General features: G+C 70.6%; 21 protein-coding genes and 1 pseudogene. 16 read left to right on the forward strand and 6 right to left on the reverse strand.

Annotation, left to right across the window (positions count from 1 at the left end; translation table 11 throughout):
• The first annotated feature begins 26 nt into the window (after window positions 1–26).
• The 8 genes from ACZ4XJ_RS14880 to ACZ4XJ_RS14915 all read left to right on the forward strand — a co-directional run bounded on the left by ACZ4XJ_RS14880 (window position 27) and on the right by ACZ4XJ_RS14915 (window position 7885).
• Complete coding sequence (locus ACZ4XJ_RS14880) at window positions 27–1250, forward strand: FAD-dependent monooxygenase (protein ID WP_468496390.1); 1224 nt, start codon at window positions 27–29, stop codon at window positions 1248–1250.
• Window positions 1251–1398: 148 nt separating this feature from the next.
• Window positions 1399–2427, forward strand: coding sequence for an NADP-dependent oxidoreductase (locus tag ACZ4XJ_RS14885; protein WP_468496391.1), 1029 nt, complete (start codon window positions 1399–1401; stop codon window positions 2425–2427).
• 57 nt (window positions 2428–2484) lie between these two features.
• Window positions 2485–3861, forward strand: a complete 1377-nt coding sequence (locus ACZ4XJ_RS14890) for an FAD-dependent oxidoreductase (RefSeq protein WP_468496392.1) — start codon at window positions 2485–2487, stop codon at window positions 3859–3861.
• Window positions 3854–4642, forward strand: coding sequence for an SDR family NAD(P)-dependent oxidoreductase (locus ACZ4XJ_RS14895; RefSeq protein WP_468496393.1), 789 nt, complete (start codon window positions 3854–3856; stop codon window positions 4640–4642). The genes ACZ4XJ_RS14890 and ACZ4XJ_RS14895 overlap by 8 nt, the downstream gene beginning before the upstream one ends.
• Window positions 4643–4862: 220 nt before the next feature.
• A complete protein-coding gene (locus ACZ4XJ_RS14900; RefSeq protein ID WP_468496394.1) occupies window positions 4863–5000 on the forward strand; it encodes a hypothetical protein in 138 nt (45 codons plus the stop codon).
• A 33-nt stretch (window positions 5001–5033) separates the two neighbouring features.
• A complete protein-coding gene (locus ACZ4XJ_RS14905; RefSeq protein ID WP_468496395.1) occupies window positions 5034–6266 on the forward strand; it encodes an IS701 family transposase in 1233 nt (410 codons plus the stop codon).
• Between the two features lie 108 nt (window positions 6267–6374).
• Window positions 6375–7016: a ScbR family autoregulator-binding transcription factor gene (locus tag ACZ4XJ_RS14910; protein WP_468496396.1), complete on the forward strand. Its 642-nt coding sequence runs from the start codon at window positions 6375–6377 to the stop codon at window positions 7014–7016.
• A 284-nt stretch (window positions 7017–7300) separates the two neighbouring features.
• Window positions 7301–7885, forward strand: a complete 585-nt coding sequence (locus ACZ4XJ_RS14915) for a LysM peptidoglycan-binding domain-containing protein (protein ID WP_362875152.1) — start codon at window positions 7301–7303, stop codon at window positions 7883–7885.
• Between the two features lie 109 nt (window positions 7886–7994).
• On the opposite strand, the gene ACZ4XJ_RS14920 is transcribed toward ACZ4XJ_RS14915, so the two are convergent.
• Window positions 7995–8723 carry a DUF5324 family protein gene (locus ACZ4XJ_RS14920; protein ID WP_362875154.1) on the reverse strand — a complete coding sequence of 243 codons (729 nt, stop codon included), beginning with the start codon at window positions 8721–8723 and terminating at the stop codon, window positions 7995–7997.
• Between the two features lie 147 nt (window positions 8724–8870).
• Between ACZ4XJ_RS14920 and ACZ4XJ_RS14925 the strand changes: the two genes are divergently transcribed.
• Both ACZ4XJ_RS14925 and ACZ4XJ_RS14930 read left to right on the forward strand, forming a co-directional pair.
• Window positions 8871–9419, forward strand: a complete 549-nt coding sequence (locus ACZ4XJ_RS14925; protein WP_362875461.1) for a peptidylprolyl isomerase — start codon at window positions 8871–8873, stop codon at window positions 9417–9419.
• 107 nt (window positions 9420–9526) lie between these two features.
• A complete protein-coding gene (locus tag ACZ4XJ_RS14930; RefSeq protein WP_362875155.1) occupies window positions 9527–10402 on the forward strand; it encodes a rhomboid family intramembrane serine protease in 876 nt (291 codons plus the stop codon).
• A 139-nt stretch (window positions 10403–10541) separates the two neighbouring features.
• Here ACZ4XJ_RS14930 and crgA read toward each other — a convergent pair whose 3' ends face one another.
• Window positions 10542–10796 (reverse strand): cell division protein CrgA, encoded by a 255-nt coding sequence (crgA, locus tag ACZ4XJ_RS14935; protein ID WP_030225155.1) that lies wholly within the window; start codon window positions 10794–10796, stop codon window positions 10542–10544.
• Between the two features lie 92 nt (window positions 10797–10888).
• Here crgA and ACZ4XJ_RS14940 point away from each other — a divergent pair, with 92 nt between their 5' ends.
• From ACZ4XJ_RS14940 to ACZ4XJ_RS14965, 6 genes and pseudogenes are all read left to right on the forward strand, one after another.
• Window positions 10889–11665 carry a DUF881 domain-containing protein gene (locus tag ACZ4XJ_RS14940; protein ID WP_362875156.1) on the forward strand — a complete coding sequence of 259 codons (777 nt, stop codon included), beginning with the start codon at window positions 10889–10891 and terminating at the stop codon, window positions 11663–11665.
• Window positions 11634–12395, forward strand: coding sequence for a class E sortase (locus ACZ4XJ_RS14945; protein WP_468496397.1), 762 nt, complete (start codon window positions 11634–11636; stop codon window positions 12393–12395). The genes ACZ4XJ_RS14940 and ACZ4XJ_RS14945 overlap by 32 nt, the downstream gene beginning before the upstream one ends.
• A gap of 79 nt (window positions 12396–12474) precedes the next feature.
• On the forward strand, window positions 12475–12651 hold the full coding sequence (locus ACZ4XJ_RS14950; protein WP_362875158.1) for a hypothetical protein: 177 nt from the start codon (window positions 12475–12477) through the stop codon (window positions 12649–12651).
• Window positions 12648–13286: an aminodeoxychorismate/anthranilate synthase component II gene (locus tag ACZ4XJ_RS14955; RefSeq protein ID WP_362875159.1), complete on the forward strand. Its 639-nt coding sequence runs from the start codon at window positions 12648–12650 to the stop codon at window positions 13284–13286. The genes ACZ4XJ_RS14950 and ACZ4XJ_RS14955 overlap by 4 nt, the downstream gene beginning before the upstream one ends.
• A 146-nt stretch (window positions 13287–13432) precedes the next feature.
• Window positions 13433–14122 (forward strand): annotated as a pseudogene (locus ACZ4XJ_RS14960) (class E sortase); the annotation flags it as partial.
• A gap of 13 nt (window positions 14123–14135) precedes the next feature.
• Window positions 14136–14870: a class E sortase gene (locus ACZ4XJ_RS14965; RefSeq protein ID WP_468496398.1), complete on the forward strand. Its 735-nt coding sequence runs from the start codon at window positions 14136–14138 to the stop codon at window positions 14868–14870.
• 141 nt (window positions 14871–15011) lie between these two features.
• On the opposite strand, the gene pknB is transcribed toward ACZ4XJ_RS14965, so the two are convergent.
• The 4 genes from pknB to ACZ4XJ_RS14985 form a co-directional block, all read right to left on the reverse strand.
• Window positions 15012–17054, reverse strand: coding sequence for a Stk1 family PASTA domain-containing Ser/Thr kinase (gene pknB / locus ACZ4XJ_RS14970; protein WP_468496399.1), 2043 nt, complete (start codon window positions 17052–17054; stop codon window positions 15012–15014).
• A gap of 157 nt (window positions 17055–17211) precedes the next feature.
• Window positions 17212–18675 carry a peptidoglycan D,D-transpeptidase FtsI family protein gene (locus ACZ4XJ_RS14975; protein WP_468496400.1) on the reverse strand — a complete coding sequence of 488 codons (1464 nt, stop codon included), beginning with the start codon at window positions 18673–18675 and terminating at the stop codon, window positions 17212–17214.
• Window positions 18672–20096, reverse strand: a complete 1425-nt coding sequence (locus ACZ4XJ_RS14980) for an FtsW/RodA/SpoVE family cell cycle protein (RefSeq protein ID WP_383987208.1) — start codon at window positions 20094–20096, stop codon at window positions 18672–18674. Before ACZ4XJ_RS14980 ends, ACZ4XJ_RS14975 begins: the two co-directional genes overlap by 4 nt.
• A 31-nt stretch (window positions 20097–20127) precedes the next feature.
• A complete protein-coding gene (locus ACZ4XJ_RS14985) occupies window positions 20128–21591 on the reverse strand; it encodes a PP2C family protein-serine/threonine phosphatase (RefSeq protein WP_362875164.1) in 1464 nt (487 codons plus the stop codon).
• Between the last annotated feature and the right edge of the window lie 9 nt (window positions 21592–21600).

Here is a 21600-nt window from a genome sequence, read left to right on the forward strand (position 1 = left end):
TTCCTTCTGTGAACACCGGAGCTGACGTGGGAATACCGAACGAGACCGATGTGCTGGTCGTGGGCAGCGGCCCGGCCGGCGCCCTGTTGGGCTGTCTGCTCGCCCGCCGGGGCATCGACGTACTCGTCGTGGAGAAGCAGCACGATTTCGAACGGGACTTCCGGGGCGAGAGCCTCGCCGCGCCCTCGGTCATCGCGCTGCGCCGGCTCGGGTTCGGCGCGGACCTGGAGCGGCACGGCTATCTGGAGAGCTCCGGGGTCACCATGTGGCTGGAGGGGCGGCGGATCTTCCACGTCGACTACCGCCGCTTCTCGCTCGGCACCCTGCCGATCGAATTCCCGCAGCCCCCGCTGATCCGTGCCTTCCACGAGGCCGCCGCCGGGCTGCCGCACCACACCTTCGCCTCGGGTACCCGGTTCACCGGACTGCTGGAGGAGGACGGGGCGGTGCGCGGCGCGGTGCTCAAGCAGGCCGACGGTACGGCGGTCGAGGTACGGGCCCGCCTCGTCGTGGGCGCCGACGGACGCTTCTCCAAGGTGCGCAAGGCGGCGGGGTTGGACCCGCGGATCGTCCAGGCCGAGCGGGACCTGCTCTCCTTCCGGCTGCCCCGGCCCGACGGATGGGCCCTCGAATCGGAGCTCGTTGTCACCGGAGACCGGCACTTGGCCGTACTGCCGACGTACCCCGATGCCCTGCGGGTCAGCCACAACCTCCCCAAGAAGGGACTGGGCGAGTTGCGCAAGGCGGGCATCGGTGCCTTCCGCGAGCGGGTAGCCGCCATCGATCCGCGGCTGGCCCCGCTGATCGAGGAGCACCTGCGGTCCTGGGACGACACCGGCTTCCTGGAGGTCTTCAATGCCCAGGTGGACCGTTGGGCGCGGGACGGACTGATCCTCATCGGGGACGCCTCCCACACCTGCACGCCCACCCTCGGCCAGGGCGTCAACCTCGCCTTCCAGGACGTGGTCGGAGTGACCCCGCTGATCGCCGCCGCGCTGGCCCGGGGCGGACGGGGCGGCGTGGTGAGGGCGGACGTGTTCGCCGCCTTCGTCGCGGAGCGCCGCAAGCACAAGGAGTTCGTGACGGGGTTCCAGCGGCGCCAGGAGACCTCGCTCGCGATGAGCACGCCCTGGCAGACGGCCCTGCGGCGGGCCCGGATGCGGACGCTGAACGCCCTGCCGCTGAAGTACCGCGTCTTCGACCGGCTGCTGAACCTGCCGCACGCGATCGCCCCGGACGACGCGCGCTGAGCCCGGCCCGGGCCGCAGCACCGGCATGCAGCAGCACCGGCATGCAGCAGCCGAAAGACCCACGACCGCGAGACCCACGACCCCGAGACCCACGACCGCGAGACCCCACGACCGCGAGACCCGCAGCACCGAGAAAGGAAGCAGCGTCATGCCCGCACTGCCCGCCGTCAGCCGTGAATGGCACCTCGTGGCCCGCCCCGAGGGCGAGCCGAAGCCGGAGGACTTCGCCCTGCGCACGGCCGCCGTCCACGCGCCCGCCGAAGGCCGCGTCCTGGTCCGCAACCTCTACTTCTCGGTTGACCCGTACATGCGCGGCCGGATGGGGATCACCCCGGGCTACGCCTACTTCCCGCCGTACGAGCTGGACGAGGTGCTCGGGGGCCACGCGGTCGGCGAGGTCGTCGCCTCGAACGCGCCCGGTTTCGCGGTCGGCGACCACGTCGTGCACTTCGGCGGCTGGCGGGAGTACGCGGACGCCGCCGCCGCCGAACTCACCAAGGTGGAGGCCGCGGAAGGGGTCCCGCTCACGGCGTACCTCAGCGTCCTCGGCATGACCGGCCTGTCCGCGTACGCCGGGCTCTTCGAGGTCGCCGCCTTCAAGAAGGGCGACGTGGTCTTCGTGTCCGGAGCCGCGGGGGCCGTCGGCAGCCAGGCCGGCCAGCTCGCCCGGCTCGGAGGCGCCGCACGAGTCATCGGATCGGCGGGCACCGACGAGAAGGTCGCGGCGCTCACCGGCCGGTTCGGCTTCGACGCCGCGTTCAACTACCGCACCGCGCCCGTCGCCGAGCAGCTCGCCGAAGCCGCTCCCGACGGCATCGACGTGTACTTCGACACGGTCGGCGGCGACCACTTGGAGGCGGCCATCGGCTCGCTCAACGAGCACGGCCGGGTGGCGCTGTGCGGGGCCATCGCCCAGTACAACGACGTCGAAGCGCCGCCGGGCCCGCGCAACCTCGCGCAGGCCATCGGCAAGCGGCTCAGCCTGCGCGGGATGCTCGTGACCGATTTCGAGGCCCTGCAGCCGCGTTTCGTCGAGGAGGTCTCGGCCCGGATCCGCTCCGGCGAACTCACCTGGCGCGAAACGGTCGTCGAGGGCATCGAGAACGGTCCGCAGGCCTTCCTCGGGCTCTTCCGGGGCGACAACACCGGAAAGATGATCGTCCGCCTCGGCCACTGACCGGTGACGGGTGACGCGACGACCGGCACGCAAGCAGCGGACGAAGAGGGAGGGAACATGGCCGTAGTCGGCAGGCATGCCGTGGTCGTCGGGGGATCGATGGCCGGGCTCATGGCGGCCCGGGTCCTCGCGGAGCACTTCTCCGCGGTGACGGTGTTAGACCGGGACGAGCTCCCCGCCGCACCCGGCTCGCGCCGCGGCGTGCCGCACGCGGAGCACGGGCACGCGCTGCTGCTCGGCGGCAAGCGGAAACTGGGGGAGCTGTTCCCCGGGATCGACGCCGAGCTGCTCGCGGCGGGTGCGGTGGCCTTCGACCCCGGACTCGACCTGCTGATGCACCAGATGGGCGCACTGCGCCGCCGCTTCCGCAGCGGCGACCAGGGCCTCAGCCTCACCAGGGCCCTGCTGGAACACACCGTACGGGCCCGGGTCGCGGCCCTGCCCACAGTGGAGGTCCGCGACCGTACGGCGGTGTGCGGACTGACCGGCACGGCCGGACGGGTCACCGGAGTGGAACTGGAGGGCGGTACGACGCTTCCCGCCGACCTCGTCGTCAACGCCTCGGGGCGCGGGGGCGCGGGCGCCGACCACTGGCTCCGCGCGCTCGGCTGCCCGGCCCCGGTGACGGACGCCGTGAAGGTGGACGTCGGCTACACCACCCGGCTCTTCCACCGGCAGCCCGGTGAACGGCTGAGCGACGGAGGCCTGTTGCACCTGATGGCGGGTGCGAACGGCGACAAGCGGGCCGCCGCCGTGTTCGCCGTCGAGGGCGACCGCTGGATGGTCACGCTCGGCGGCTGGCACCGCGCCCACGCACCCACCGATCCGGCGGGCTTCGCCGACTTCGCCTCCGGCCTGCCCAGCCGGTCCGTACGCGACATCGTGGCCCGCTCCGAACCGGTCTCCGACGGCGAGGCGAAGAAGTTCACCTTCCCGGCCGCCCGCCGCCGCCGCTTCGAACGGCTGGCCGTCCTGCCGTCCGGCTTCGTCGCCATCGGCGACGCGCTGTGCAGCTTCAACCCGCTGTACGGGCAGGGCATGACGGTCGCCGCCCTGGAGGCCGTGGCGCTCGGCCGTGCCCTGGGCCCGGCGGGCAGTACGGGCGCCGCCATGGCCCGCTCCTACTACTCGGCCGCCGCCAGGATCATCGACGCGCCCTGGCAGATGGCGACCGGGGGCGACTTCGCCCACCCCGAAACCACCGGACCCAGGCCGCGCGGCACGGCCTTCCTCAACTGGTACACCGGCCGCGTCCTGCTGGCCAGCCACGTCTCCGTACCGGTCAACCGCGTGCTGATGGACGTGCAGCAGCTCCTCGCACCGCCGACCGCGGTGCTGCGTCCCACCACGGCCGTACGGGCCCTGTTCGCCGCCCGGCGCTCTCCGGCGCTCGGCGCGGCCCTCATCCGAATGAAGGAGAACTCCCATGTCTGACACGTACGAGGACCCGACCCCGCTGACGGGTGCGCGGGAGTTCGCCGGCCGGACGGCCCTGATCACGGGCGGCGGCTCGGGCATCGGCCGGGCCGTGGCCCACCGCCTGGCCGGGGCCGGGGCGGCCGTCGTCGTCACCGGCCGGGACGGGGCCAGGCTGGAGAAGGTCGTCTCGGAGATCGAGGAGCGCGGCGGCCGGGCCCTGGCCTTCGTCGCCGACGTCACCGATCCGGACGCTGTCGGTGCGTCCGTCCGCGCGGCCGTCGACACCTTCGGCGGACTGCACCTGGCGGTCAACAACGCCGCGATACCCGGCCCCGCGGGCATCACCGGGGAGTTTCCGCCCGCAGCGTTCCAGGAGGTCATCGCGACCAACCTGGTCGGTGTCTTCAACAGCCTGCACCACGAACTGCCGGCGATCGTCGCCTCGGGCGGCGGCGCCGTCGTCAACATGGGCTCCATCCTGAGCGTGAAGGCGCTGCCCGGATCGCCCGCGTACACCTCCGCCAAACACGGACTGATCGGACTGACGAAGACCTCGGCGCTCGAATACGCCCCGCTGGGCGTGCGGATCAATGCGGTGGGGCCCGGTTTCGTCGAGACGGATTTCCTGGTGGATTTCGACGGGCCCACCAAGGCCCATTTCGCGGCGCTGCATCCGGCGGGCCGGTTCGGCACCACGGAGGAAGTGGCGGAACTGACGGCCTTCCTGCTCTCCGACCGGGCGTCCTTCGCGTACGGCAGCTATTACCCGGTCGACGGAGGTTACGCGGCCGCCTGAGCCCGCCCGGGGGGTCTCGGCCGGTGGGCACACATTGCGGTAACCACTATTCAATGTCACCCCCGGCTTTTCCGCAGCACATAATTGAACAACCGGTACGTTTTCCTGGGTCTCACCGGCCCCGCACGAGGCCGGTGAGATGCGTCACATCCCCACCGGATCCCTCACCTCTGAAGCAACCCGGTCGACTGTGGTCGCTTTGTCGGGATACTTCGCCCGCGTGACGGCCTTCCCCTGGCCGGCCGTGCGGCGGTGTGACCCCGACGACGTCGATCTTGATGGCGAAAAAACTGAACGCATGTTCAACTGGCGGCTGTTGCTGAAGGCAAACGGGGGCTTTCGCGATCACGCTCAGTGATCGGATTGCTGTGTTCAGAACGGGGTGCAGGACGTGTCCGGTATCAATGCGTTACGGAGTGGTGTCGGTCGAGGATTCGCCGAGGAATCGGCTTCGGAATTCTCCCGGCGCATGCTGACTTCCCTCCCGCGTCGCGATCAGCGGGAGCGGGGGGAATGGTACGTATCGGGGCTGCTTTCCCTACCGGGGCGGAAGTCCATGCGTTCCATAGCGTCCCTGGTGGGCGGAAGTGCCGCCGAGCAACGGCTCCAGCACTTCATCAGTAAGTCCTCCTGGGAGTGGGAGCCGGTGCGCAGGGCGCTGGCCGCCCACGTCGACCAGGTCCTGGCGCCGCAGGCCTGGGTGGTGAAGCCGATGGTGGTCCTGAAGACCGGGGACCAGACGGTCGGGGTGCAGGAGTCGTTCGTCTCCCAGCTCGGCAAGGTGGCCAACAACCAGCGCTCGTACAGCGTCTGGCTGGCCAACGAGGAGCGGAGCGTGCCGGTCAACTGGCGCCTGGTGCTGCCCGAGAGTTGGGTGGGCGACGAGGAACGCCGCCGGCAGGTCGAGATCCCGGACGACGTCGGCGACAGCCGGCGCGGCCCATGTGCGCTCGAAGCCGCGCTCGAAGTCGCCGACGGATGGGGCCTGCGGCGCCGGCCGGTCGTGATGGACGCGCGGGAGTACGCGGCGGCCGAGTTCGTACGCGGCCTCGCGCGCGCGGGCCTCCCCTTCGTCCTCAGGATCGACTGCGCCACCCCCCTGGTGCCGTACGACGTGTCCGCTCCGGGCCGCCCCGGCCGGCCGGTCGGGGCGCGGGAGCTGGTCGCGGGCCTCAGATGGGCCTCGCGTGAGGTCGGCCGGGTCGAACCGGGCAGCCACCCGGCCCCGTCCGCCCTGGTCAGCGGGACCAAGGTGGTCCTGCCGCAGCGGCCGGCCGGTGCGGGGCGCCGGGATCCGGGACGGGAGGGCGGAGCCGGGCCGCTGTTGCAGCTGGTCGGCGTGTGGCCGGGCGGTACCCGCCGGCCCCGGGAGCTGTGGCTGTCGAACCTGACCGAGGTCCCGCCGGCCGTCCTGCTGCGGCTGGGCCGGCTCACGGCGCGGGCCGACCGCGACTTCTCCGAGGTGAGCAACCGGGTGGGGGCCATGGACTTCGAGGGCCGCACCTTCGGCGGCTGGCACCGGCACATGACCCTGAGCTCGGTCGCCCACGGCTTCGTGACCCTTTCCGCGTCCCGTCGCCAGGAACGCGAACGGGCCCGGCGCGGCCTCCTCTGCATGGTCTGACCGGATCCCCCGGCGGGTGCGCGGAGCAGCAAATTCCGCCGTACGGCGACCAGTACAGTACGGATCCAGCGTTCGATTTCGCAGGATCATCCAGGTGAAGAGGTTGAAATGGCGTCTCAGACCCGGGGTGCTCGAACGCGGCAACAGCTGTTGAACGCGGCCGCTTCGGCCTTCCTGGAGTACGGGTACGAGGGCGCCAGCATCGGCGAGATCACGAAGCGCGCGGGCCTCACCAAGGGAGCCGCCTACTTCCACTTCAGTTCCAAGGAGGCGCTGGCCCGGAGCGTGCTCGCCGAAGCGGTGACGCTGGGCGGCGTGCTGCCGCAGAAGCTCAAACTGCAGGAACTGGTCGACATCACCATGGCGCTCGCCTACCGCCTGCCGCGGGATCCGGTGCAGGCGGCGGCGCTGCGCCTCGCGGTGGACAATGCCGCACGACGGCTGCTCGGCACCGCGTGGCCCGAGTGGATCGTCGTGGTCACGGAGGTCCTCGAAGAGGCGAAGCGCCGCGGGGAGGTGCTGCCGCACCTGGATCCCGTACAGACGGGCCGGGTCCTGATGAGTGCCTGGACCGGCATGTCGCTGGTGCTGGACGAGGTGCCCTGCGGCGCGGACCTGGAGTACCAGATCAGTTCGCTCCTCGACCACTTGCTGCCGTCCATCGCGGTCCCCGCGGTGCTCGCCCAGCTGGACACGGCCCCGGGTCGCGGGGCCCGGGTCGCGACCGGACCGGTCGGGGCGGTGCTCTGACACTGCCGTACGAAAGCTCCCCCGGCCCGTGCGAACGCGGGCCGGGGGAGCTTTTTCCGTACGGCTGCCCGGCCCTCGGGATCGGCGGTGAGGCGCTCGGTGCGGGAGGCGGCCAGGGTGGAGAGGACCGCGACCCCGAGGGCCCTGCCGATCTGCTGGGTGGTGAAGTAAGGGCCCGCGGGTGTCCCCCGTACGGCCCAGTCGCAGGGCCGCCGGGCCCGGGGTGTCCGAGAGTGGGGGCAGGCACCGAGCCAGGGGGCCACACACGCCGGAGGCGCACGCACATGGGACTCTTCGATTTCCTGAAGTCCGACAAGAAGAAGGAACACGAGGCGGAGAAGACGCGGGAACAGGTGGAACAACGGTCCGCGGCGGCTTCCCCGCCCGCGGCGCCCAACGCGCCGGCCGACATCGGATCCAAGTACACCGACGCGGCGGCGGCCACCAAGGCGGCCGCCGACCGGATGGCCGCGGCCGCGCCGCCGAAGCCGGCCGCGACGCACGCCGCGCCCGGCCCGACGTCCGCCGCGCACAAGGCGGTGCCCGTGGCGCCACGGCCCCCGGGCACGCCCAAGTCCGCCGCGGCGCCGCCCAGGAGCACCGCGCCCGGGGCCCCCGCGGCGCCCAGCCCGACTTCGGCCGCGCACAAGGCCGTTCCGGTGTCTCCCAAGCCCGCGGCCGCGCCCAAGCCGGCGGCGGCGAAGAAGCGCACCTACACGGTCCGGGCCGGGGACTCGCTGTCCGCCATCGCCCGCCGCGAGCTCGGCAACGAGGGCCGCTGGCGCGAGCTCTACGCCATGAACCGGGGCGTCGTCGGCCCCAACCCGGACCTCATCCACCCGGGCATGGTGCTCACCCTCCCGGGCTGATGCCGTGACGCGCGAAGGGGCCCGGATCCTGGTGGATCCGGGCCCCTTCGCGTACCGCCGTTCCTCGGAGCCGCTCCCGTGCGGGGGCCGCTGCCTTCGGAACCGTTGGTCAGAGCTGCTTGTTGGGGGTGCCCTCCGGGTCGGCCCCCGCCTCGCGCTCCTTCTGCGCCAGTTCCTCGTCGAAAGCGGCCGGGTCGGCGTCGCGGTCCGACAGCTCGGTGGCCGCCGGGGGCTCCACGAGCCAGTCCGGGTTGGACTGGCGGTCCCACCACTTCCAGGCGGCGAAGGCGCCCAGTGCCACGACGCCGAACAGGGCGACGCCGCGCGCCGCCCGACCGCACTTCGCGCGCCGTTCGTGGCGGCGCACCAGCTTCTGGACCTCCTTCGCCGACACCTGGCCGCGCAGCGCCGCGAAGGCGGCCGTCGACCGGGAAGCGGCCTCCTCCGCCACGGGCGTGGCGGCCGCGATGGCGCTCTCGATCCTCGGCTGGGTGTAGTCGGCGGCCTGCCGCGCCGCGTGGCGCGTGGAGACCACGGCCTGCGTCGCGGCCCGGTCCACGCCCGGCGGTACGTGGGTGCGCGCCTGCTTCAGGCGTGGATGCACATGGCTGTCGTACGTCGTACGGGCCTGCCGGGCGGCCTCGTTGGCCGCGTTCGACATGATCGGCGCCAGTCGCTCATTCGCCTCGTGTGCGTAGTGCACAGCCGCGTCCTTGGCGGTTTCCGCGTACGGCGCCACCACTTCCGCTGCGTGCCGGACGGTATCCCTGGCGCTTTCGGCGGCCAGGCGCACGCTGTCCTTGCGGGTCACGGGATTCTCCTCCTCGGTGGCGGACACGGTTCACCTTTCCACCCTTGCTCGGATCATGCCTGCCCTGACGCCGCCGGGCATGTGTGACAGGGCATACGGGTGGAGGATTTCTGTACGGCGCTGCCCTCCGTGGGAGGATCGGGACTGACAGTGATGACTATGGAAGGCAGACTCGTGGCCGAGAAGCTCTACGCCACCCTGAAGACCAACCACGGCGACATCGAGATCGAGCTGCTGCCGAACTTCGCCCCCAAGACCGTCCGCAACTTCGTGGAACTCGCGACGGGCGCCCGCGAGTGGACCCGACCCACGGACGGCCAGAAGACCACGGCCCCGCTCTACGACGGCACCGTCTTCCACCGCGTCATCAGCGGCTTCATGATCCAGGGCGGCGACCCGCTCGGCAACGGCACCGGCGGCCCCGGCTACCAGTTCGCCGACGAGTTCCACCCGGACCTTGCCTTCACCAAGCCCTACCTGCTCGCCATGGCCAACGCCGGGCCGGGCACCAACGGCTCCCAGTTCTTCATCACGGTCGCCCCGACCGCCTGGCTGACCCGCAAGCACACCATCTTCGGCGAGGTCAGCAGCGCGGCGGGCCGCAAGGTCGTGGACGACATCGCCTCGGGCGCGACCAACCCGCGCACCGAGCGGCCGGTCGACGACGTGATCATCCAGTCCGTCGTCATCGAGAAGCGCGGCGCGAGCCTCGACAAGGGCTGACCGCTCCCCCGACCCGCCTCCCGGGAACCTTTCCGCCCCGCCCGTCCGTCCTGGTTGTGTACCGGACCGGCGGGGCGCCGCTGTCCCGCCGCCGATCGAGGGGACCGATGGACACCGACCGTCTGCCGGGCTGCTACCGCCACCCGGACCGTGACACGGGCATCACGTGCGCCCGCTGTGAGCGCCCCATCTGCCCGGAGTGCATGATCAGCGCCTCGGTGGGCTTCCAGTGCCCCGAGTGCGTGCGCGGCGGCTCGGGTACGGGGCACGCGGCCGCGGCCAACACCCCGCGCACCGTCGCGGGCGGGATCGTCGCCGGCGATCCGGTACTCGTCACCAAGGTCCTGATCGGGATCAACGCGGCCGTGTTCCTCGCCGCGTTCCTCGTTCCGGGGCTGGCCATCCAGCTGGAGCTGCTGGGCCGCTACGTCGAGTACTGGGGAGCCCCCGTCGAAGGGGTCGCCACCGGCCAGTACCACCGGCTGCTGACCTCGACGTTCCTGCACGTCGAGTGGTGGCACATCATCGGCAACATGCTGGCCCTGTGGGTGATCGGCGGCCCGCTGGAGGCGGCCCTGGGCCGCGTCCGCTACCTGGCGCTCTACCTGCTGTCCGGGCTCGGCGGCAGCGCGCTCGTGTACCTGCTGACCGCGCCGAACACCCCGACGCTCGGCGCCTCGGGCGCCATCTGCGGACTCCTCGGCGCCACCGTCGTCCTCGCCCGCCGGCTGCGGTACGAGATGCGGCCGGTGATGGTCACGCTGGTGCTGATGTTGGTGGTGACCTTCGTACCGTTCGGCGGCAGCTGGTCGGTGTCCTGGCAGGCCCACATCGGCGGGCTGGTGACCGGTGCGCTGGTGGCGCTGGGCCTGCTCGGCCCGGCCACGGGCAGGAAGCGCACACTCATCCAGTGGGGCACGTGTGCGGCGGTGTTCCTGCTGGCGGTGGCGGTGGTCCTGGTCCGGACGGCCGCACTCACCTGATCACACCGGCGTCAACTCTCCACAGAGTTATCCACAGATCTTCTGCCTTTTCCTCAGGTGTGGATGACGCTGTGGATAACTCATGGGGAGAGCTTGCGTTCCGGCGCCGGATGCGCCTCGGGCCGGCGCCGGACGCGTGCTACTTCCACTGCGTGGAGACGCCGAACCCCGCTGCGATGAAGCCGAAACCGACCACGATGTTCCAGTTGCCCAGGGCCTCGACCGGCAGCTGGGTATCGGTCACGTAGAAGACGACGATCCACGCGAGACCGATGAGGAAGAACGCCAGCATGACCGGCGCGACCCAGCTGCGGTTCGTCAGCCTGATCGTTTGCGCCTGCTTCGCCGGCGGCGGGGTGTAGTCGTCCTTCTTGCGGATACGTGACTTCGGCACGAGGGGCTCTCCTGTCGATGCGCTGGGGGACCTTGCCTGCCCCGGGCGTCCGTTAGCCTAGTGGACCTGTGGCGTTGAAGGAGAAGGGTACGTTGAGCAATTCCGACGACTCCTCCGCGGGTCCCCGTATGCGGGCCGGATCGGTCCGGCTGCTGACGGCCGCCGTTTTCGCCCTGGCCGGCCTCATTTTCGTCACCAGCTTCAACACGTCCAAGGGTACGAACATCCGCACGGACACGTCTCTGCTGAAGCTGTCCGACCTCATCCACGAGCGCAGCGCCGACAACGCCGAGCTGGAGAGGAGCGCCGCGGCCCTGCGCCGCCAGGTCGACGCCCTCGCCGACCGCGACGACGGCAGCACCAAGGCCGAGGACGCCAAGCTGGCCGCCCTGCGCACAGCCTCGGGCACCGAGGAGCTCTCCGGCAAGGGTCTGACCGTCACCCTGAACGACGCGCCGCCGAACGCCACGGCCCGCGTCCCGGGCGTGCCGGAACCACAGCCGAACGACCTCGTGATCCACCAGCAGGACCTCCAGGCCGTGGTGAACGCCCTCTGGCTCGGTGGCGCCGAGGGCATCGAGGTCATGGGACAGCGGCTGATCTCCACCAGCGCGGTGCGCTGCGTGGGCAACACCCTCATCCTGCAGGGCCGCGTGTACTCGCCCCCCTACAAGGTGTCGGCGGTCGGTGACCCGGGCGCGTTGCGCAAGGCCCTGGCGGACTCCCCCGCGCTGCAGAACTACCAGCTCTACGTCAACGCCTACGGGCTGGGCTGGAAAGTGGACGAGGAGAAGAAGCTGACACTGCCCGGCTACTCCGGCACAGTGGACCTCCACTATGCGAAGCCGCTGGAGTCCGCCGCGCCCTGACGTCGTACTGCGCCTGGTGGTACGGACGTTCAGCGAGGTGTGCCTGACGGTCGGCACGCTTATCGTCCTCTTCGTCGCCTACGTGCTGCTGTGGACCGGGGTGAAGGCCGACCGCGCCATGGACGGCGAACGGGACCGGCTGCGCGCCGGCTGGGCCGCCGCGGCCCCGGGGGCTCCCTCGGCCCCGTCCCCGCCCTCCCGGCGGCCCGGGGAACCCGCCGCGGCCCCGGCCGCGACCGCGGCCCCCGCGCCCCCTCCGACGGGCGGTCGGGCCTTCGCCGAGATGACCGTCCCGCGCTTCGGCGCCGGCTGGACCAAGCCCGTCCTGGAGGGCACGGACCCCGAGCTGCTGAAGAAGGGCGTCGGCCACTACGCGGGCTCGGCCCTGCCCGGCGGAACCGGCAACTTCGCCGTCGCCGGGCACCGGCGGACGTACGGAGACCCGTTCAAGGACGTCCCGAAGCTGCGGGCGGGGGACACCGTGGAGGTCCGGGACGCCACGCACCGGTACACGTACACGGTCCGCGCCCCCGCCCTGCGCGTCCTGCCCACCGAGACGGGGGTCGTGGACGCGGTACCGGAGAAGTCCCCCTTCACCGCGCCCGGCAAGTACCTGACCCTGACCACCTGCGAGCCGGAATGGGGCCACAGCCACCGTCTCGTCGTCTGGGCGGAACTCACGGACACCCGCTCCGCGGAGCCCGCCCGAGCAGGGGGATCGTCCGGGTGACCCACCCCGCGGGGCCGCTGCCTTTAGGCTGTGGCGGTACCGCCCCCGCGGTGCGTGGAGCGAAAGGGACGCGGACGGAATGTACGGCTGGATCTGGCGGCACCTGCCGGGCAATGCGTGGCTGCGCGCGCTGATCTCACTCGTACTGGTCCTGGCGGTGGTGTACGTGCTGTTCCAGTACGTCTTCCCGTGGGCCGAGCCGCTCCTTCCGTTCAACGATGTGACGGTGGACGAGGGATCGGGAGCCACTCCGTGAGCGCGCGCATTCTGGTTGTCGACAACTACGACAGCTTTGTCTTCAATCTGGTCCAGTACCTCTACCAGCTCGGCGCCGAATGCGAGGTGCTGCGCAACGACGAGGTCGAACTCTCCCACGCCCAGGACGGCTTCGACGGCGTGCTCCTTTCCCCCGGACCCGGCACTCCGGAAGAGGCCGGCGTCTGCGTCGACATGGTCCGCCACTGCGCCGACACCCGCGTCCCGGTGTTCGGGGTCTGCCTCGGCATGCAGTCGATGGCCGTCGCCTACGGCGGCGTCGTCGGCCGGGCCCCCGAGCTGCTGCACGGCAAGACCTCGCCCGTGGTGCACGAGGGCCTGGGCGTCTTCGCCGGACTGCCCTCCCCCTTCACCGCAACCCGCTACCACTCGCTCGCGGCCGAGCCCCTCACCCTGCCCGACGCGCTGGAGGTCACGGCGCGCACCGAGGACGGGATCATCATGGGCCTGCGGCACCGGGAGCACGACGTCGAGGGCGTGCAGTTCCATCCCGAATCGGTCCTGACCGAGTGGGGGCACCGGATGCTCGCGAACTGGCTGGTCCGCTGCGGGGACGCGGGAGCCGTCGAGCGCTCGGTGGGGCTGGCCCCGGTGGTGGGCAAGGCCGTCGCGTGACGACGGTCGCGCCGTCCGCGCCCACCGAGGGCCGGGCCGCGCGGCGCAAGGCCGCCCAGGAGGCCGCGAAGCGCTCGCACGCACGGGGGCGCCGCCGGGGCGGGCGGGGCCGCAGGCGCGGCCGTCCACGCTCCGGGGGGCCGGTCGTGGTGCTGAGCCGGGCGGTCGGTGAGCTGTTCATCACTGTCGGCCTGGTGATGCTGCTGTTCGTCACCTATCAGCTCTGGTACACGAACCTGCTGGCGCAGCGGACCGCGAACGGGGCCGCCGGCTCCCTGCGGCAGACCTGGGAACGCGCCCCGGACCCGGCGACGGCCGGCGGGAGCGCGCCCCCGCCGGCCGCCTTCGAACCGGGGCAGGGGTTCGCGATCCTGCACGTCCCGAAGCTGGACCTGAAGGTGCCGGTCGCGGAGGGCATCAGCAAGCCGAAGGTGCTGGACCGGGGCATGGTCGGGCACTACGGCGAGGGCGCGCTGAAGACGGCGATGCCGTCCGACCCGCAGGGGAACTTCGCGGTGGCCGGCCACCGGAACACGCACGGCGAACCCTTCCGCTTCATCAACAGGTTGGCGCCGGGGGACCCGATCGTCGTGGAGACGCGGGACGCGTTCTACACGTACGAGATGACCTCGATCCTGCCGCAGACTCCTCCGACGAACGTCTCCGTGATCAAGCCGGTGCCCGAGGGCTCCGGATTCACCGGCCCGGGCCGGTACATCACACTGACGACCTGCACTCCCGAGTTCACGAGCACCTACCGGATGATCGTATGGGGCAGGATGACCGAAGAACGCCCCCGCAGTCAGGGCGCACCGCCCGCGCTGAACAGCCCGTAAGGACGAATCCGCAGTGTCTCGTGCCCGCCGCCGCTCCGCACCGCCGCCCCGAAACCGCAGCGTGATCGCCGGGTTCCTGAGCCTGCTGGGGGAGCTCCTGATCACGACGGGCCTGGTCCTGGCCCTGTTCGTGGCGTACTCGCTGTGGTGGACGAACGTCCTCGCGGACCGAGCGGCCTCGGCGCGCGGCGACGAGATCCGCCAGCTCTGGCAGGAGAGCCCGCCGCCCGCCGCCGGCGCGCCCGCCGAACCCGGCGCCCTCGACACCGGGGACGGCATCGGCTTCCTGCACGTACCGGCGATGAAGAACGGCGAGGTGCTGGTCAAGCCGGGTACCGCGCCGGACATCCTGGACGACGGGGTCGCCGGGTACTACACGGAGCCGGTGAAGTCCGCCCTGCCCTGGGACGCCAAGGGCAACTTCTCGCTGGCCGCGCACCGTGACGGGCACGGGGCGAAGTTCCACAACATCGACAAAATGAAGAACGGCGACGCGATCGTCTTCGAGACCCGGGACACCTGGTACGTGTACAAGGTCTTCGCCGAGCTGCGGCAGACCTCGAAGTACAACGTGGACGTCATCAGCCCGGTCCCGAAGGAGTCGGGCCGTACGGCCCCCGGGCGCTTCATCACGCTGACCACCTGCACGCCCGTCTACACCTCGAAGTACCGGTACATCGTGTGGGGCGAGCTGGTGCGGACGGAGAAGGTGGACGACAAGCGGACGCCGCCGGCGGAGCTGCGCTGAGTGCTGTCGGCTCGTGTTTCACGTGAAACGGGCCCTCAGCCGTTCACGTGAGACAGGGTCTCCGTCGTTTCACGTGAAACAGGCCCGGCCCCTCTCCTTGGAGAGGGGCCGGGCCTTGTTCGTGCGGGGTGGGGCGGGCGGTCAGCGGCCGCCCAGGCCGCCGATGAAGCCTCCGCCGCCGCCGTTGTTCCCGCCGCCCTGCTGGCCGCCCTGGCCGCTGCCGGGCGAGGTGTGGACGTTGATGACGGTGCCCGCCGGCTGCGGGGTACCGGCCGTGGGGTCGGACTGCAGGATCGTGGCGTTCTCGTCCGCCGGGCCGGACAGCACCGATCCGAAGACCAGGCCCGCCCGCTTGAGGTCGTCCTTGGCCTGGGCCACCGTCCGACCGAACAGCAGCGGTACCGGGGTCGGCGCCGCCGCCGCCTTGGCGATGCTGACGTTGACCGGGGTGTCCTTGGTCAGCTGCTCACCCGGCTGGTACTGCTGCTGGACGATCGTTTTGGGCGCCGCCCCGGGCTGCTCGACCTCGGTGGTGCTGCCGAGCTTCAGCTTGGCGGCCGTGAGCAGCTTGATCGCTTCCTCCCGGGTCTTCCCGGTGAGGTCCGGGACGGTGCCCTTGGAGACTTCCTTGGAGACGATCAACTTGATGACCGAGCCCTTCTCGGCCTCGGTCCCGCTCTTGGGGTTCTGCTCCAGGACGATGCCCGGGCTGGCGTCGGACGACTCCCTGAGTTCCTTCTCGACCTGGAAGTTCTTGTTCTTCAGCGTGGACTCGGCGAGCTCGTACTTCATGCGCACCACGTCGACCACCGGGACCTTGGGGGCGCCCGCGGACACCTTCACCTTGACCTCGGTGCCCTTGTCGACCTTCAGGTCGGCGGCCGGGACCTGCGAACAGATGTTGCCCTTCGGCTGGTTGTCGCAGGGCTCGTCGCCCTCCTTGACCACCTTGAGGCCCACGCTCTGGGCCCGGCCCTGTGCCGATTCGAGGGTGTCGCCGATGAACTTCGGCACGTTGGGCCGGTTGTCGGCGGTGTTGCTGGAGAGGGCCTGGCCGATCAGGATCGCGCCGACCAGGACCAGCACGCCGGCGAGGACGAGCAGGACCGTGGAGGCCCGGCTCTTCTTCTGGCGGCGGCCGTGGCCGTTCTGGTCGTAGCCGCCGCCGTGGCCCTGGTCCCCGTAGCCGTTGTCGCCCGGGGGCATCGGCGGCAGCATCGAGGTCTGGCCCGAGTCGGGGGAGCGCAGGGCGGTGGTGGGCTGGTCGTAGCCCTGGTGGCCGTAGCCGCCCTGGTCGGGGTAGCCGTACCCGGCCGCTCCCATGGAGGCGGTGGCGGCGACGGGCTGGCCTTCGAGGCAGGCCTCGATGTCGGCCCGCATCTCGTCCGCGGACTGGTAGCGGTAGTCGGGGTCCTTGACCAGTGCCTTGAGGACGATGGCGTCCATCGTGGGCGTGATCTCGGGGTCGAAGTTCGACGGGGGCTGGGGCTCCTCGCGGACGTGCTGGTAGGCCACGGCCACCGGGGAGTCCCCGACGAACGGCGGCCGGACGCACAGCAGCTCGTAGAGCAGGCAGCCCGCGGAGTAGAGGTCCGAGCGCGCGTCGACCTGCTCGCCCTTGGCCTGCTCGGGGGAGAGGTACTGGGCGGTGCCGATCACGGCGGCCGTCTGCGTCATCGTCATGCCGGAGTCGCCCATGGCGCGGGCGATGCCGAAGTCCATGACCTTGACCTGTCCGGTCCGGGTCAGCATCACGTTGGCGGGCTTGATGTCGCGGTGCACGATGCCGGCACGGTGCGAGTACTCCAGGGCCTGGAGGATGCCGATGCACATCTCCAGGGTCCGCTCGGGCAGCAGCTTCCGGCCGGAGTGGAGCAGCTCGCGCAGGGTCGAGCCGTCGACGTACTCCATCACGATGTACGGGATGGAGATGTTGTCGACGTAGTCCTCGCCGGTGTCGTACACGGCGACGATCGCCGGGTGGTTGAGCGACGCGGCCGACTGGGCCTCACGGCGGAACCGGGCCTGGAAGGACGGGTCGCGGGCGAGGTCGGCGCGCAGGGTCTTGACGGCGACGGTACGGCCGAGCCGGGTGTCGTGGCCGAGGTAGACCTCGGCCATGCCACCACGGCCGAGCACGTGGCTCAGCTCGTACCGGCCGCCGAGGCGACGCGGCTCTTCCATAACGTTTGCAGCCCTCTCCGTCAGTCCCGACCGCACCGGTGTGTGGTCCGGCGGTGTGCTGTTCGCGGCAAGGCTACCGGCCGATCGTCGGTGATCCGTTCGTGACCACAGGCTGATATCGGACCGGTACCGGGCACTCGGACCCCGCCCCCGCGTGTCATCCCTTGTTCTTCAGTACGGCTTCCATGACGGCCTTGGCGACGGGAGCCGCCTGACCGCCGCCGCTGATGTCCTCGCGGTCGGCGCCGCTGTCCTCGATGACCACGGCGACCGCGACCGGCGAGGTGCCGTCGGGGTTCTCGGCGTAGGAGATGAACCAGGCGTAGGGGCGCTTGGCGTTCTTCTCGCCGTGCTGGGCGGTACCGGTCTTGCCGCCGACGACGGTGTCCTTGATCTTGGCGTTGCTGCCGGTGCCCTTGTCGACGACGTTGACCATCATCTGCTGGAGCTTCTGCGCGTTCGCGGCGGAGAGGGGTCGGCTCATCTCCTGCGGCTCGTGCTTCTCGATCACGTCGAGGTTGGGCGCGGTCAGCTGGTCGACCATGAACGGCTTCATCAGCTTGCCGTCGTTGGCGATGGCGGCGGAGACCATGGCCATCTGGAGGGGGGTGGCGGCGGTGTTGAACTGGCCGATGGAGCTCTGGGCGTTGCCGTCCCGGCCCATGGTCTTGTCGTAGACGCTCGCGAAGGCGCGGACCGGGGTGTCGATGGTGTCGTTGAAGCCGAACTTCTCGGCGGTCTGCACCATCTTGTCGCGGGTGACCTTGTCGCCCAGGTTCGCGAAGACCGAGTTGCAGGACACCCGGAGCGCTTCGTTGAGGCTGGCCTTCTCGCAGCCGCTCGCGTGGTTGACCATCGGCGTGCGGGTGCCGGGCAGGATGTACGGCTCGGGGGTGTCGGTCGGCGCGTTGATGTCGGTGACGACGTCGTTCTCGAGCGCGGCGGCGGCGGTGACCACCTTGAAGGTGGAGCCCGGCGGGTAGGTCTCGCGCAGGGCGCGGTTGACCAGGTTCTTGTCCGGGCTGGCGTTCAGATCGGCCCAGGCCTTGCCGTCGGCCTGGGAGAACCCGGCGAAGCTGGACGGGTCGTAGGACGGGGTGCTCGCCAGGGCCAGGATGGCGCCGGTGCGCGGGTCGATGGCGGCGGCGGCGCCCTTGCGGTTGCCGAGACCGGTGAAGGCCGCCTTCTGGGCGGCCGCGTTCAGGGTGGTGACGACGTTGCCGCCCTGCTTCTTCTCGCCGGTGAACATGCCGATCGTGCGGTCGAAGAACAGCCGGTCGTCGTTGCCGGTGAGGATGCCGTCGTCGATGTTCTCCAGCTGGGTGGAGCCGAACACCTGCGAGGCGTACCCGGTGACGGGCGCCCACAGGGGGCCGTCGACGTAGGTCCGCTTGAACTTGAAGTCGCTGCCGGGGGTCTCCGCGGAACCCGTGATGGGCTGCCCGCCCTGCACGATGATGTTGCCGCGCTCGGTGGCGTACTGGGCGATCAGGACCCGACGGTTCTCCTTGCGGGTGCTGAGGTCCTCGGCCTGGACGTACTGCAGCCAGTTGGTCCGGATGAGCAGCGCGAGGACGAGCAGCCCGCAGAACAGCGAGATGCGGCGCAGGGGCTTGTTCATGACGGGCGGACCACCTGGGTCATCTCGGAGTCGGGGGACGGGGCGGGGGCCGGGGCGGGTCGGCGTGCGGTGTCGCTGATCCGGATGAGGATCGCGATGAGCACCCAGTTCGCGAGGACCGAGGAGCCGCCCGACGCGAGGAACGGCATGGTCATGCCGGTGAGCGGGATGAGGCCCATGACGCCGCCGGCGACGACGAAGATCTGCAGGGCGAAGGCGCCGGAGAGCCCGATGGCGAAGAGCTTGCCGAAGGGGTCGCGGGCGGCGAGGGCGGTGCGCACGCCCCGTTCGATGATCAGGCCGTAGAGCAGGAGGAAGGCCATGACGCCGGTGAGGCCGAGTTCCTCGCCGACGGTGGAGAAGATGAAGTCGGAGTTCGCGGCGAAGCCGATGAGGTCGGAGTTGCCCTGTCCCCAGCCGGTGCCGAGCACCCCACCGGAACCGAAGCTCATGATCGACTGGCCGACCTGCTCGCAGGCCCCCGACGTCGCGTAGCAACCGAAGGGGTCGAGCCAGGCGTCGACACGGGCCTGGACGTGGCTCGCGAAGGACGCGACGACCACGGCCCCGCCGATCGACATGAGCAGACCGATGACGATCCAGCTGGTCCGCTCGGTGGCCACGTACAGCATGATCACGAACATGCCGAAGAACAGCAGCGAGGTGCCGAGGTCGTTCTCGAAGACGAGGACGAGCAGGCTCATCGCCCAGATCATCAGGATCGGGCCGAGGTCGCGTCCGCGCGGCAGGTAGAGGCCCATGAACCGGCGGCTGGCCAGCGCCAGGGCGTCGCGCTTGACCATGAGGTAGCCCGCGAAGAACACCGCGATGACGATCTTCGCGAACTCGCCGGGCTGGATGGAGAAACCACCGACGCTGATCCAGATCTTGGCGCCGAAGACGTCCGCGCCCAGACCCGGGATGACCGGCAGGATCAGCAGGATCAGCGCGCCGGCCATGGAGATGTACGTGAACCGCTGGAGCACGCGGTGGTCCTTGAGGACCAGCAGCACCACGGCGAACAGGGCGATGGCCATCGCCGTGTACATCATCTGCCGCGGCGCGGACTCCGAGAAGGCGCCGAAGTTGTTCTTGGCGAGCTTCTGCAACCGCTCCGACTGGTCGAGCCGCCAGATCAGGACGAGACCCAGACCGTTGAGCAGCGTGGCGATCGGCAGCAGCAGCGGGTCCGCGTACTTCGCGTAGCGGCGCACGATGAAGTGCGCGATGCCGGCGAGCACGGCGAGGGCGAGCCCGTAGAGCAGCATGCCCGGAGGGAGCTCGTCGTGGATCGCCAGGCCGACGTTGGCGTACGCGAAGATCGGGATGACCACGGCGAAGACGAGCAGCATGAGCTCGGTGTTCCGCCGGCTCGGCGCCTCGATGGCGCCGATGGTGGTCGTGTTGGTGACAACGCTCATGGTGTGGCAGGCCCCCTGTGCCCGCGTATCTCTACTGCTTTTCGCACAGACCGGCCATCGTCTGCTCCGTGGGAGTCAGAACGGGGCCGGGCGTCTGGTTGTTCTGCGCCTCGGCGGCGCGGCGGGTCTCGTCCTTCTTGCAGGCCGCGACCTGGGTGCCCAGCTCGTCGACCTTCTTGCGGGCGCCGTTGAGACTGCCTTCGGTGATGGTGGCCTCGACCTGCTTGCGCTTGAAGGACGGCAGGTACTTCAGTTCGATGTCGGGGTGATCCGTCTCCACCTTGGAGAGGTGGATCCAGGCCAGGTTCTGGCTGATGCCGCGGTACACCGCGACGTGCTCACCCTTGACGCCGATGTAGTACTGGGTCTGCGTCCACCGGTGCGCCGCGTACAGCCCACCACCCACGACACCGGCCACGATCAGCAGGATCAAGGTGCGGGTGGTCCACTTGCGCCCTTTGCTGCGGCGCCTGCGCGGGTGGTCGTACGTGTCCTCGTACTGCGCGTCGGCTTCGTAGGCGTCGGGTTCGCCGAAGCTGCCGTAACCGCCGCCGCCCGGGTTCTGGTCGGGGTGTCCGTAACCCTGGGCCTCGCCGCTGCCGGGAGGGCCGAAGGACCCGGCGGGCGGAGCGGCCTGCCGGCCGAGGCCGGAGGCGCGTCCGGCCGGGGTCTGCATGGCGTTGCCGCCGTCGAAGAGCTGGTGCTGGTTCTCGGCGACCGCGCCGACGACGATCGGGGTGTCGTTCAGCTGGGCGGCGAGGGTGTCGCCGCTGTCGGTGTCGAGGACGTCCGCGACGATGCAGGTGATGTTGTCCGGACCGCCGCCGCGCAGGGCGAGCTGGATCAGGGACTGCACCGTCTCGTTGGGGCCGTGGTAGTCGGCGAGGGTCTCCTCCATGGTCTGGTGGGAGACGACGCCGGACAGTCCGTCGGAGCAGATGAGGTAGCGGTCACCCGCCCGGACCTCGCGGATCGAGAGGTCGGGCTCCACGATGTCGCCACTGCCCAGCGCCCGCATGAGGAGCGAGCGCTGCGGGTGGGTGGTGGCTTCCTCTTCCGTGATGCGCCCCTCGTCGACGAGGCGCTGCACCCAGGTGTGGTCCTGGGTGATCTGGGTGAGGACGCCGTCGCGGAGCAGGTAGGCGCGCGAGTCGCCGACGTGGACGAGCCCGAGGCGCTGACCGGTCCACAGCAGGGCGGTGAGCGTGGTGCCCATGCCCTCCAGTTGGGGGTCCTCCTCGACCATCACGCGCAGCTGGTCGTTGGCCCGCTGCACGGCCACGCTGAGCGCGGTGAGGATGTCGGAGCCCGGGACGTCGTCGTCGAGCTGCACGAGGGTCGAGATCACCTCGGAGCTGGCGACCTCGCCGGCGGCTTGGCCGCCCATGCCGTCGGCGATCGCGAGGAGCCGGGGACCGGCGTAGCCGGAGTCCTCGTTGCCCTCGCGGATCATGCCCTTGTGCGATCCGGCGGCGAAACGCAGGGACAGACTCATGCGCACCTG

The organism is Streptomyces sp. NPDC029836 (assembly GCF_055574495.1).

Bases quoted from the DNA above. Each gene is read 5' to 3' on its own strand.
- ACZ4XJ_RS14985 (WP_362875164.1), bottom strand. From the start codon at position 21,591: ATGAGTCTGTCCCTGCGTTTCGCCGCCGGATCGCACAAGGGCATGATC.
- pknB (WP_468496399.1), bottom strand. From the start codon at position 17,054: ATGGAAGAGCCGCGTCGCCTCGGCGGCCGGTACGAGCTGAGCCACGTG.
- ACZ4XJ_RS14975 (WP_468496400.1), bottom strand. From the start codon at position 18,675: ATGAACAAGCCCCTGCGCCGCATCTCGCTGTTCTGCGGGCTGCTCGTC.
- ACZ4XJ_RS14980 (WP_383987208.1), bottom strand. From the start codon at position 20,096: ATGAGCGTTGTCACCAACACGACCACCATCGGCGCCATCGAGGCGCCG.
- ACZ4XJ_RS14890 (WP_468496392.1), top strand. From the start codon at position 2,485: ATGGCCGTAGTCGGCAGGCATGCCGTGGTCGTCGGGGGATCGATGGCC.
- ACZ4XJ_RS14885 (WP_468496391.1), top strand. From the start codon at position 1,399: ATGCCCGCACTGCCCGCCGTCAGCCGTGAATGGCACCTCGTGGCCCGC.
- ACZ4XJ_RS14895 (WP_468496393.1), top strand. From the start codon at position 3,854: ATGTCTGACACGTACGAGGACCCGACCCCGCTGACGGGTGCGCGGGAG.
- ACZ4XJ_RS14915 (WP_362875152.1), top strand. From the start codon at position 7,301: ATGGGACTCTTCGATTTCCTGAAGTCCGACAAGAAGAAGGAACACGAG.
- ACZ4XJ_RS14945 (WP_468496397.1), top strand. From the start codon at position 11,634: ATGCGAAGCCGCTGGAGTCCGCCGCGCCCTGACGTCGTACTGCGCCTG.
- ACZ4XJ_RS14930 (WP_362875155.1), top strand. From the start codon at position 9,527: ATGGACACCGACCGTCTGCCGGGCTGCTACCGCCACCCGGACCGTGAC.
- ACZ4XJ_RS14950 (WP_362875158.1), top strand. From the start codon at position 12,475: ATGTACGGCTGGATCTGGCGGCACCTGCCGGGCAATGCGTGGCTGCGC.
- ACZ4XJ_RS14910 (WP_468496396.1), top strand. From the start codon at position 6,375: ATGGCGTCTCAGACCCGGGGTGCTCGAACGCGGCAACAGCTGTTGAAC.